Below are 10,948 nucleotides of genomic sequence, written 5' to 3'. Positions count from 1 at the left end.
CACTTCCCCCGCAAGTGCAGGGGAAGATTTGGTGCGTGTCAGCAGCGTTGATTTCTACCGGAATGGCAGTTGCCCAAGACGGATCATCCCAGGCTTTGCGCGTCGGCTCGACTGGTCTGTAGGCGGAGGGGCTGGGCGCAGCGTCGCCGAGATATTCGATGCGCACGCCGCCCCACCACATGACGCGGAGCAAGGCGCCGCAGCGGCCGGCGGCGCGGACCTGGGCGACTGCGCGCCCGAGCTGCCAGATCAGCACCGGCCAGAAGAAGGGGTGCACGAACGCAAAATACTGCGCGAGCGCGGGTTCCTTTCTGAGGCGGGCGAGGCTGAACATCCGCCAAGAATACGCCGGGCGCGGGAGGGGGTGGACAAGGTTTGGGGGAATTTTTTGTAAGGGTTTGAAAAACATGAAAATTTTAAGATCCAAACCAGAAGAATATGTTGGATAGGGTGGAAGGCCCTCACCTCCCATTGCTGCGCAATGGGCCCCTCCTCTCCCGGAGGGAGAGGGGTTTAGCGTTCCGCCTGCCGCGAAGTCCCAACCCCTCTCCCGCGAAGTGGGAGAGGAGGGGCCCGCGCCCAGAGGGCGTGGGAGGTGAGGGCCGGCGTCAACCGATGATTTCGCCGCCGGGCTGCGGGGACGGGACGCCGGTGGTGCCGGGCCAGCTTAAGGGGAGGCCGCGCGCTGTGCGGGCGGCGAGGAGGGCGAAGGCTTCAGCCTCGATGGAATCGCCGCGCCAGCCGGCCTGCTCTGCGGTGAGCACGGCGCAGGGGCATTGGCGGGCGAGCGCGGCCATGAAGGAGGGATTGTGGCGCCCGCCGCCGCAGGCGATGAGGCGGGCGGGAACCTCCGGGAGCTGACGAATGCCGGCGGCGACGGCGGCGGCGGAAAATTCCGTCAGGGTCGCGGCGCCGTCTTCGAGGCTGAGACCGCGCGCCATGGAGGCGTTGAAATCATACCGGTCGAGCGATTTGGGCGGGGGCTCGTCAAACCAGTCATGGGCGAGAAGCTGTGTCAGCAGCCCTTCATGCACGCGGCCAGCGGCGGCGAGCTTTCCGCCCGCATCATGCGTGCCCTTGCCATGACCTTCGACCCATTCATCGATGGGGCCGTTGGCAGGGCCGGTGTCGAAGGCGATGAGGGTGCCGTCTGCGGTGCGCGCGGTTATATTGGCGACACCGCCGAGATTGAGGACGACGGCAGGCTCTCCGCCGAGGCGGTTCATCAGGGCGGCGTGATAGGCCGGGGCCAGCGGCGCGCCCTGCCCGCCGGCGGCGACATCGGCGCTGCGGAAATCATAGGCGAGCGGCACGCCGAGGGCGGCCTGCATCGACGGGGCGTCGATCAGCTGGAGGGTGGCGCCGGGCTGGTCTGCCTTCGCGCGGCGGTGGAGCACGGTCTGGCCGTGGACACCGGCGAGGACGGGGCGCGGCGCGCCCGCCTGCCCGGTCATCATCGCCCATGCGTCACTATGGGTTTTGGTGATCGTCTCGCAGGCGGCGGCGAAGAGGGCTTCGGGGCGGGGGCCCTGCCAGTTCCACGCGCGGGCGGCCTCGGTGGCGGCCTGCAGGACGGCGCGCTCCTCGCCCGTGTATTTCCGCTCGGCGACGGGGCCGAACTCCAGCACATCCTGCCCGTCTGTCAGGATCATGGCGGCGTCGACCGCGTCCAGCGAAGTGCCGGACATGAAGCCTGCGACCCAGACGGGACCTGAATTTGCAACAGCGGTGTTCAAGGCTGGCCCTTTCTGTGTTAGGCGCGCGCATCTCATCGGAGACACGAGAATATGAGCGATTTCAAGTCGGAATTCCTGCGCGAGCTGAGCTGGCGCGGCTTCATCAAGGACACGACTCACAAGGCTGAGCTCGATGCCTATTGTGCCACGGGAACGCCGGTCGCTTATGTGGGCTATGACGCGACGGCCGACAGCCTGCATGTGGGCCATCTGATGACGATCATGATGCTGCGCATTTTCCAGCGCCATGGGGGCAAGCCGATTGCCCTGATGGGCGGGGGCACGACCAAGGTGGGCGATCCGACCGACAAGGAGAAATCCCGGCCGCTGCTGACCGACGATCAGATCAACGCCAATATCGCCGGCATCAAGACCGCGTTCGAGCCGTTCCTGCGCTTTGGCGACGGCGCCAATGACGCGATCATGGTCAACAACAATGACTGGCTGGGGCAGCTTGGCTATCTTGAGATGCTGCGCGCGATTGGCGTCTATTTCACCATCAACACGATGGTGAAGCAGGAGACCGTGCGCCGCCGCCTGGAGGCCGAGCAGCCCTACACCTTCCTCGAATTCAACTACCTCTTGATGCAGTCCTATGACTTCCTGGAGCTCTACCGGCGCTATGGCTGCCGGATGCAGCTTGGCGGGTCTGACCAGTGGGGCAATATCGTGGGGGGCGTGGACTTGGTGCACAAGGCTGAGGGCGGGGAAGCCTTTGGCGTGACGGCGCATCTCGTCACCACCTCTTCCGGCGTGAAGATGGGCAAGACCGTGGGCGGGGCCGTGTGGCTGAACGCTGACCGCAAGAGCCCGTATGAATACTGGCAGTTCTGGCGCAACACCGAAGACGCCGATGTGGGCAAGTTCCTGCGCCTCTTCACCGATTTGCCCCGCGAAGAGATCGAGCGGCTGGAGGCGCTTGAGGGCGCGGAAATCAACGACGCGAAGATTGCGCTGGCGAATGCGGCGACGGCCCTGCTGCATGGGGAAGCGGCGGCGAAGGAAGCCGAAGCGGCGGCGAAGGCCGTGTTTGCGGGCGGAGCGTCTGCCGACGCGCTGCCGACGGCGACTGTTCCGCAGGCGGAGCTTGAGGCTGGTATTCTTGTGGCGGCAGCGTGCACCGCGGCGGGGCTTTCCAAGTCCAATGGCGAGGCGCGGCGGCTGATCGAACAGGGCGCGATCCGCGTCAATGACGAGCTCGTGTCTGATCCCAATGCCAAGGTCTCGATGGCGGACATGCAGGACGGGGCGATCAAGCTCTCGGCCGGCAAGAAGCGGCATGCGCTGGTGAAGGCGGGGTAAGCGCCGCGCGCGGTCAAACGGGCCTGCCCGGCATTTTTGGTGCGTCATCCCGGAATTTGCGCAGCAAATGTCCGGGAACCAGCCTTTTGAACCTAGCCGCTCTGGGTCCCGGTCTTCGCCTGCGGCGAAACCGGGATGACGCCGCCCGAGGCGGTGAGGCGGGGCTCCCTAGAACTCTTCTTCCTTCAGCGGGGGCAGTTCCTGCGGCAAGGCCTGCTCTGCGGGACGCGGGGTGGCCTCCGGGATTTTCGTGTCGGAGGGGTTTTCGAAGACGCGGCGGATGACGCCGGGGGCAAGCGCGGAGAGCGGGTTGACCGAGACATTGGCCTTTTCCAGCGTGCCGCGCACACTATAGGTCAGCGAGAAGACGCCTTCGCCATCGCGGCCGACGACGAGATCGCCGATGATGGGAATTCCTCCGAGGGCGGAGTTGACCCCAAAGCTCGGCACCAGAACGCCGTCGATCTCGATGGCCTGGCTGGTCATGTCGATATAGCCGTTCGCGGTAAGGCCGAGGGCCGGGCCCTGCGCCTTGGCGCCGGTGACGACATAGCGCCCGCCCTGCACTTTCATCGGAATGTCGATGCGGGAGAACATCACGCCTTCACCGCTGAGTGTATCAGCAAGGCCGCGCAGCGAGGCGAGGGAGAGGATCTGCGTCAGGAAGGGCGCGTTGCTCATCCGGGCATTGGAAATCTGGAGCATCAGGTCTGCCGGGGCGTTCGCCGTTTCCAGCGTGCCGGAAAGGGTCATTTCCCCGCCGGTGATGAAGTCTGCGCCGAGGAAGGCGCTGGCAATGAAGCCGGCGTCCCCGGAGGTGACATCTATCCGGATCGGCGCTGCTCCGCCTGCGGAGAGTTTGGCGCTGAGCGGGGCGCCGCCCAGGGCCCGGCCGCTAGCCTCCAGCGATTGCAGGCCGCGCGTGCCGGTGACGGCGCGGAGTTTCGCCTGGCGCAGATCGATCCCCTCGCGCAGGGTGAGCCGGTCAACCTCTGCCGTGATCGTCAGGGGCGTGCCTTCGGCAGGCTCGGCGCCCGCCGCGCCCGCCATGCCGCCGAGCCCCGGAAGGATGCCGGAGATGTCGAGATATTTGCCGCGCAGCGTGACGGTCAGCCGGTCACCCGGATCGCGCTGCACCGCGCCGGACACTTCCGCGACATTGCGGAAGAAGGCTTCGCGCAGATCAGCAGAGATGAGCTTTGAATCGGCGCCGAGAGTGAAATCCCCATCGAGCCGGGCGGTGGGGCTGATGAAAGTAACGCGCGAGGTGGAGAGGTCGCCCTTCTGGGAGATGCTGACATCGGCGCGGGCGGCGGTGCCGGCCGGCTTGACCCATCCGATCTCGGACATATCCAGCCGCGCGGCGGACAGGTCGACGCTGATGGTGGAGGCAATGAGGGTTTCCCCATCGAGCTTTGCGGTGACATCAAGGGGCGCTTCGCCGGTCATGTAGGCCCGGCCGAGAATGCCGAAACGGTTGAGGAAATCTGCCGAGACGCTGCCTTTGGCGGTGAGGTCTGCCGGGGCGCCCTCATCGGTGAAGCCTTCATACCAGCGGAAGGTGACGGGCGACGGGCCGAGGCGCGCTGCCCCGGTGAGTTCCGCCCCCGCCTGATCGACCTTCACATCCATCGTGCCGCTGGCCAGATCAAAGCCGAGCGCGGCGTTTTTCAGGCCGGCATTGCGCACGGTGCCGATGGCGGTGAAGCGAACATCCTCATACGGCACATCGTTCAGCGCCGGGCGGAACATCTCGAAGGTGAGATCGCCATCACCCGACATGCGCGCCGGATCGAAATCTATTTCAAGGCGCGAGTCCACCAGCGCCTTCATCATGTTCCGGGCCGGGCCGCGCCCCCTGGCGAAGACGCGGAAATCCTCGCCGCGCGGCGTGAAAGCCGGAAAATCGACCAGGCCCTCGGCCAGCGTCCAGCCGGCAAACCGCCCCTGGCTGAGCTGCACCCGGAAACTGTTGCCGGTCAGGCGGCCCTGGCCAAAGGCATTTTCGACCGCAGGCAGATCATCCAGAAAGCGCACCCTGGCGTCTTCCACGCGGAAGGTCACTTCCAGATGGTCATCCTTGAGATGACCACCCGGCAGGCTGTCGCGGGCCAGCATGATGCGGCCGGCGGCATCGAAGACGGTGCCTGTCTCGATGCGCTCTGTTGTGAAGTTGCGCGCGCCTTCGCCGAGCTTTACCGGCCAGAAATCCAGCACGGTCGGCACCTGCATCGGCCCCGGCACCGTCAGCGTGACCTCGCCCAGCACCGGCGGCTCGCCCGGCTGGCGGTCCGGCGTGCGGGCAAGATCGCCTGCCGCATCAAACCGGGCGCCGCCCGACACGAACTCCACCTTCGCCGCGCGCAGGGCGAGGGCATCCATATCCGCCTCACCGGACGCGCGCACACTGGCAAGATCAATCGGCGCGGCGAAGACGGGGGTAAGATCAAGGGTGAGGGCCGGGCTTTGCAGCACGAAGGGGCGGAAGCCCTCGCCGGTGAGCGCCTTTTCCAGCGCGATGTCTGCCGTGCCCTTGAAGGGGCCGGCGCCGCGCGAGGCGACCTTGAGATTGAGCCGGTCTTCGGAGCGATCATACAGCAGCGAGAGGTCCAGATCGCGCACCGGCCAGACCTGATCGTCAAAGGAGAACTGGCCCTCGCCGCTGCGGGCGACCAGAGTGATCTCGTCGATGCCGGTCTCTTCGGAGAGGTTGGCGGCGAGGCTTATGTCCGAGGGCAGACCTTCGGTGAGTTCGCTGTCGAGGCCAAGGCGGGCGCCGAAATCGCCGAGGGGCCACCTCGTCAAAGCCAGTTCCGCGCGCAGGCTGCGCGTGTCATTGGGGTTGGCAATCGACAGGGTGATCGCCGCCGGAAGACCTTCGCCGAGGCCCTTGCCCCTGAAACTGAGATTCATTCCCGAAGCGGCCAGCACCAGGCGCCCGCTGGCGTCTTCGACCGTGCCGATCAGCGCCCCCGCCTGATCGCGCACGCGCAGCTCGATATTCTCAAATCCGGCCGCTTCAAGGCGCATGCTGGCGCGCGCCTCGCGCCAGGCCCGCAGCCATTCGGGAAGCACCCGGCCGACATAATCGATCCAGCCCTGCGGCGTATCGGGAAGCTGGGTTTCCTGAAACTCCGGCAGCGGATCACCCGCCAGCGCCCACTGGCGCGCCGACATCTGGTCAATCGCGATCCAGCCATCGCTGAGATCCATGGCGAGCACTTCGATGCCCCCGAAGATCAGCGCCGAACCGGAAAGCTGGATCACCGCATTCTGCGCCTCGGCCGCCGGCCGCCCGGCGCCATCGAGCAGGCGCACATCCTGCGCGGTGATCTGGACGCGCCGGTTTTGCGGCGACCATTCCAGCTGCAACGCGCCAAGGGAAACGCCGCGGCCACCCCGCGCATCGGCCAGCGCCTCCTCCACATCATCCCGGAAAGGAGCAAGATCGATCGGCCCGCTGGCCAGGCGCAGCATGAGCACTGCCGCCAGCACGAAAGCCAGCAGAATCAATCCGCCGAGAATTTCGAAAACCACAATGGAAGCGGTCTGGCGGACCAATAGCGGGCTCCTCAGGAAAGTCTCTTCTGCCGCAGGTCCAGAGGCATCATAAGACTATAAACTTCGTGAACTTCAGGCACCATAGGAGCATTGCATGACCACAGGACCGCAGGAAGGGCGCAAAGCCCCCGCTTTCGCGATGGAAACGACCGCCGGCAAGCGCCGCCTGGCCGACTATGCGGGCAAGTATCTGGTACTGTATTTCTATCCCAAGGACGACACGCCCGGATGCACGCAGGAAGCGCTCGACTTTTCCGCGCAGGCGAAGGCCTTCGAGAAGGCGGGCGCGGCGGTGCTGGGGGTCTCCCGCGATTCGCTGAGCCGTCATGAAAAGTTCGCATCCAAGCATGGCCTCACCGTCCAGCTGGGCAGCGACGAGGACGGGAAGGTCTCCGAGGCCTATGGGACATGGGAAGAAAAATCCATGTACGGAAGGACGTATATGGGCATGGCACGGCGCACCTTCCTGATCGGGCCGGATGGCAAGATCATCCGTGTGTGGCCTAAAGTGCGCGTCAAGGGACATGCCGGAGAGGTTCTGGAATACATTAACTCCCTGACAGATTAGAGGGCGCTGGCGCTGTAGTGCCTGCAGCAGATGCCCAGGTTAACAGCAGATTAACCCAATCATGCTAACATTGCCTAAAAATATGCTCCCAAGGGGTTTCGCGAAGAGGCGAATTGGGTATGTATAAACGCGGGGTATGGGAGCGCTGCGGAAGATCTTTTTCGCGGTTATCATAAAAAAGTTTCCAGCTGACAGGTAGCTTGCATGGCGAAGTGGAGTGCCAACCTTAAAGCGACGTTCGACCGCGCTTTTCCGGAACGCCAGATCTATCATCGCAGCGGAGGCACCGTCCGCTATATTTCGATCTCCCCCTGGCAGCAGGCCATGATGGCCGCCGGGATCACCGCCCTCGCCAGCTGGACCATGTTTGCCACCGCCAACTTCGTTCTCGGCGGCGGGCCGGGTACTCCGCAGACGGGCGAAGGCAAGGAACTCGCAAAATACGAGCGCTGGGTTCAGGATCTGCGCGCGCGCGAGTCGCTGCAGCGCACCCTGCTGGAGGAACGCAGCAAGGAAACCGCCGAACTCGAGCAGAAACAGCGCGCGCTGGAAGAACTGCTGAACGAGATGCGCGACGAGGACGGCATGAAGATGTCGGCGCTCGAGGGCGATGGCGCGCCGCTGCTGATCGAAGCCACGATTGAGGAAGCCGATCGCCGCCAGTCGCGCGATGCTTATCTCACCCTTGCTTCCATCGGTGTTCCGGCCGCGCGCGGCACGCCGAAAGCCATTGAGTCTGACATGAACCGGCTGTTCAATCAGATGGAAGACTTGGCCGCCGAGCGCGCCGAACGCGCCCGCGGCGTGCTGAACCTGACCCAGGTGGCCACTGGCGACCGGATCGCCGCGCCGCAAGCCGGGATTGGCGGACCGCTCGTTTCCATCGGTGCGCTGACCTCTTCGGCCTCAGAGCCAGCGATTGGCGGCGACCAGTCTTTCCTGATGCGCCTGTCGCAGGCCCGCGCCCGCATCGCCGAAATGAAACATTACGAGCGGATCGTGAACGACCTGCCGCTGGGCATCCCGGTCGCGGTGCCGTTCCGCTATACCAGCCCCTACGGCATTCGCGTCGACCCCTTCACCAAGCGGCCCGCCGCGCACTGGGGTACGGACTTTGCCGCCTATCGCGATGCGCCGATCGTCGCCTCCGGCCCTGGCACTGTGGTGCATGCCGGCCCGCGCGGCGGATATGGCCTGCTGGTCGAGATCGATCACGGCCACGGGTTCAAATCGCGTTACGGCCACCTTCGCTCGTATACGGTGAAGAAGGGCGATGTTATAAAGGTTGGGGACCTGGTGGGGCGCATGGGTTCTACGGGGCGCAGCACCGGGGATCACCTTCATTACGAAGTGTGGTACAATGACAAGCCTTATGACCCTATGAAGTTCCTGAAAGCAGGCAAACATGTTCACAAAGAATAACAAAACGCCGGCGGCTCCACCGCCCGAACCGATGCAGAAGCCGGTGCCAGCCCAGGATGCCATTCGTGGCGCCGCCTCCAAACCTGCCGCCCGCGCGGCCTCGATCATCTGCGCCGACATGAAGATCAACGGCTCGGTGATATCGGAAGGCGCGCTTCAGATTGACGGGATCGTGGACGGCGATGTCAGCGCCACCGACATCACCATCGGCGCCAGCGGCCAGATCACCGGCGAAGTGAAGGCCGAGGTCGTGAAGGTCAAGGGCCGCATCAAGGGTTCGATCCGCGCGCGGAAGGTGGAGCTGGAAACCGGGGCGCATGTGAAGGGGGACATTGTGCACTCCTCGCTGCAGATCCAGTCGAATGCCGTGTTTGAAGGCCAGGTGAAGCATGCGGATGATCCGCTGCGGGAAACCGGGCCGGTGGCCGCTGCGCCGGCCAGTGAGAGCAAACCGGCCCTCTCCTCGGCCGCGCCCGGCCCTTACAGCATCTCCAGCTCTTCGCCGCCGAGCTAGTCTGCGGGCGAGCTGTTTGGCGACAGTCAGAATTTTGGAAACGCCGGCGGATTTTCTGCCGGCGTTTTTGTTTGGGCCGGGAAAAATGAGCCGCGAGGACGGGCCGGGGGCTGGCCATCTGATTTTTATGGACTTTTCGGGACATTGGCGGGACTTGAGGCGCCATCGGCGGGACAGTTTGCGGACATTTCCGGACAAATCCGGACAGTTTCGGACACGTCTGGACACCAAATGCAGAAAGCCCCGGACCAGAGGCCGGGGCTTTCCGTGAGACTGGCTTGAGGGGGCGCGAGGCCCGCCTGCCGGATCAAACCGGCTGGGCGGCGCGCTTGCACTCAGGCGTTTCGTTGAACTTCGCCTGAGACGCCTTCAGACGCTCTTCGACGGTCTTGCAGCCTTCCGGCATGTTTTCGCCAAGGGCCGTGAGCTTCTTGCAGATCTTCTCTTCGTTCTGGACGTTGAGCATCGCGGCCTGAACCTCGAAGCAGACAAGTGCATCGCGCGTGTATTCCTCGGAGTCCATGAAGGCGAGCCAGCCGCGGCCACCGGCATTGCCGGCCTGACGGAAGGCTTCGCGGGCACCGGCGCGATCCCTGCGCTCATAGCGTGACTGGCCGATCCGGACCCAGGCATTGCCCCGGTCTTTCACACCGCCGAGCTGAAGCGCGCGCTGGAGCGCCTCTTCGGTTTCCGGCCATTTCTGCAGCTCGCTGTAGGACGCGCCGAGACGCTCATACATCGCGCCGCCACCGCCCATTTCAGCGGCCTGACGGATCACCGGGATGGCTTTCTCATGCTCACGGGCGACCTGGTAGAAGTCGGCCAGGAGGGACATGCGCTCAACCGTCTTCTTGATACGGCCGGCATTCATTTCCTTCTCGAGCACGCGGGCCGCGTGATAGGGCGCGTTGAAGCGGTTGTAGAAGTTCACAATTCGCATGATTTCATCTTCGGTGGTCAGGAGACCGCCGAGATACATGGCTTTCTGGACTTCAAACGCCTTGCGCTCTTCGTTGCCTGCAAAGTAGTTGCCGGCAATTGCATCCCAGTATTTGCGCTCTTTCGGGTTACGCTCGACGAGGGCTTCAAGCACCTCTGCCAGCTTCGCCTTATTGCCGGTGTCGTTGTACAGGAAGACGAGCAGGTCATAGAGCTGCTGGTCGAACTTGTTGCCATCGTCGCGGCGGACTTCCTCGGCCCAGCGAATGGCCTCGGCATTCTTGTTGGCCCGCTGGTTGAGCACGGCCAGCTGCCATTTCTGCGTCCGGTCCGGCTTGCCGCCAGCCTGCATCCAGCGCCCCATATATTCGAGCGCCTGGACCTGGTTTTCGTCCTGCAGATAGATCTGGGCAATGTTGTAGTAGGTCTGGGCGCGCTGATCAGCCGGGATATAGCCCTTGTTGATCGCATCCAGCAGATCGCGGACGGCGCCTGCGCGGTCGCCCTGTTCGATCTTGATGTAGGCAGAAAGGCGGATAACCGCGCCTTCTTCATAGCAGTTGAGCTCGCCGCCGCGCAGCTGGTTCAGCTTCGCGATCGCCGTCGCCCAGTCTTTGTTCGCCATCGCTGCGGTTTCAGCTTCAAGATAGGTCTGGCCTGTCTTGGCGCTGAAGGTGGTCTCCGTACAGGCCTGCGCCAGCGCAGATCCTGCACCCATGACTGCCATCGCCCCCGCTACGATCGCCCCTTTAAGGATTGCCTTGAGTTGCATCGTTTTTTCTCCTCACCGCCAAAGCGGCATACTGGACCTGATGGATCGCCGGCCCGGCCCCTGAGCCCGTACCGGCCATTCCGTCGAAGGGGCTGATGGCCGCCGCCGAAACGGCAGCCATCACCCGATGGGGG

Annotated in this window: 8 protein-coding genes; 4 read left to right on the top strand and 4 right to left on the bottom strand. The window is 64.3% G+C overall.

Translation table 11 applies throughout. The features are described 5' to 3' along the window. A partial coding sequence (locus C0456_RS16330) for a hypothetical protein (protein WP_291054270.1) occupies window positions 1-334 on the bottom strand: 334 nt, incomplete at its 3' end. A 274-nt stretch (window positions 335-608) separates the two neighbouring features. Then, on the bottom strand, window positions 609-1,772 hold the full coding sequence (locus C0456_RS16325; RefSeq protein WP_291054268.1) for an anhydro-N-acetylmuramic acid kinase: 1,164 nt from the start codon (window positions 1,770-1,772) through the stop codon (window positions 609-611). Between the two features lie 15 nt (window positions 1,773-1,787). Between C0456_RS16325 and tyrS the strand changes: the two genes are divergently transcribed. Continuing rightward, window positions 1,788-3,038 (top strand): tyrosine--tRNA ligase, encoded by a 1,251-nt coding sequence (gene tyrS, locus C0456_RS16320; protein ID WP_291054266.1) that lies wholly within the window; start codon window positions 1,788-1,790, stop codon window positions 3,036-3,038. Between the two features lie 168 nt (window positions 3,039-3,206). Here tyrS and C0456_RS16315 read toward each other — a convergent pair whose 3' ends face one another. After that, window positions 3,207-6,599, bottom strand: coding sequence for an AsmA-like C-terminal domain-containing protein (locus C0456_RS16315; RefSeq protein ID WP_291054264.1), 3,393 nt, complete (start codon window positions 6,597-6,599; stop codon window positions 3,207-3,209). Window positions 6,600-6,693: 94 nt separating this feature from the next. Between C0456_RS16315 and C0456_RS16310 the strand changes: the two genes are divergently transcribed. From C0456_RS16310 to C0456_RS16300, 3 genes are all read left to right on the top strand, one after another. Beyond that, the gene (locus tag C0456_RS16310; protein WP_291054262.1) at window positions 6,694-7,167 is read left to right on the top strand and encodes a peroxiredoxin; all 474 of its coding nucleotides are present in this window, start codon (window positions 6,694-6,696) and stop codon (window positions 7,165-7,167) included. Between the two features lie 204 nt (window positions 7,168-7,371). Then, window positions 7,372-8,589, top strand: a complete 1,218-nt coding sequence (locus C0456_RS16305) for a peptidoglycan DD-metalloendopeptidase family protein (protein ID WP_291054260.1) — start codon at window positions 7,372-7,374, stop codon at window positions 8,587-8,589. Next, complete coding sequence (locus tag C0456_RS16300) at window positions 8,573-9,103, top strand: polymer-forming cytoskeletal protein (RefSeq protein ID WP_291054258.1); 531 nt, start codon at window positions 8,573-8,575, stop codon at window positions 9,101-9,103. Before C0456_RS16305 ends, C0456_RS16300 begins: the two co-directional genes overlap by 17 nt. A gap of 307 nt (window positions 9,104-9,410) precedes the next feature. On the opposite strand, the gene C0456_RS16295 is transcribed toward C0456_RS16300, so the two are convergent. After that, window positions 9,411-10,814, bottom strand: coding sequence for a hypothetical protein (locus C0456_RS16295; protein ID WP_291054256.1), 1,404 nt, complete (start codon window positions 10,812-10,814; stop codon window positions 9,411-9,413). Window positions 10,815-10,948: the final 134 nt, after the last annotated feature.

This window comes from Hyphomonas sp. (assembly GCF_013823385.1).
Taxonomy (GTDB): domain Bacteria; phylum Pseudomonadota; class Alphaproteobacteria; order Caulobacterales; family Hyphomonadaceae; genus Hyphomonas.
This window is presented reverse-complemented; position numbering and strand designations above follow the sequence as displayed.